Annotated in this window: 1 pseudogene; it reads right to left on the bottom strand. The window is 59.8% G+C overall.

Features of this window, described 5'->3' with window-relative positions:
- Positions 1-79: 79 nt before the first annotated feature.
- A pseudogene (locus tag NKH30_RS33050) lies at positions 80-1,061 on the bottom strand (IS110 family RNA-guided transposase); the annotation flags it as partial.

Here is a 1,061-nt window from a genome sequence, read left to right as displayed (position 1 = left end):
CCCATCAGCGGAATGGCTCGGCTCACGTCCCGGCAGGGACGTCTCAGGCGCTCAGATCCTGAACGCTATTCGCAAGATTTCATGCTGTGGCGCCTGCATTTCGATCAAAGAACTCACCGGTCTTGAGCATCGAATGCATTATCACCGCCAGTTTGCGCGCCACAGCCACGGCAGCTCGTTCGAAGCCAACCCTCTCCCGGAGCTTGAGGCCCCACGTGCGCAGGCTGCTGTCGATCGAGCTGCGTGTCAGGATGACCGCCGCAGCCTCATAGAGAAGTCCCCGCAAATGTCGATCGCCGCGTCGGGATATATGGCCGTCATAATCGACTTCTCCCGATTGGTAGCGGCGAGTTGTCAGGCCGATCCAAGCGGCAACAGAGCGGGACTTCTTGAAGTTGCCCGGATCTTCAATGGCAGTGGCGAAAGAGGTTGCGGTAATGGCGCCGATGCCGGGGAATCGACATGAGTATGCGGCATGCTTGGCTTTGACGTGCATCTGCGACAAGCTGGCGCCCAAGCTCGGCGGCACGGATGCGAATGCTGCGCCAGGCTTCCACCATCGGTAGGACGACAGGAGCAAGCTCGCTCTGATCGATAAGAAGGCTCCGGACATTCTTTTCGAATGTAGTTCCCTTACCGGCGGGAACGAGCAAGCCGAACGTTTTCATGATCCCTCGGATCTGGTTGGAAAGCTCGACGGTGATCCGGACCAGCCGAGTGCATGCTGCCACGAGCGTGCGGGTCAACATACTGTCGAAGCCTTTCACGCGCACCTCGCGAAAGAATCCTGCTTCAGCAAGACGCGCCAAACCATCGGCGTCATTCGCATCCGTCTTGTTCGCCGCCATATCGAGAGCGGCTTTGGCATGGCGCGCATCGATGCAGATGGCTGGCAATCCCTCGGCGCGCAGCGCATGATAGAACCAAACTGACAGCGGGCCGGTTTCGAACACGACGCGCTTTGCGGCCGGCGCCCGCTTGCGGACAAGCTCGGCAATGATCCTGGGATCAGATGCGCACTTCCCGCGCCAGATCCGTTCGCCTTCACGGCGGATCGACAC

The sequence above is a fragment of the Mesorhizobium sp. M1273 genome, assembly GCF_040318195.1.
In the GTDB taxonomy this organism is placed as follows: Bacteria; Pseudomonadota; Alphaproteobacteria; order Rhizobiales; family Rhizobiaceae; genus Mesorhizobium.
Note: the sequence above shows the minus strand (reverse complement) of the source record. Positions and strands in the feature narration are given on the sequence as shown.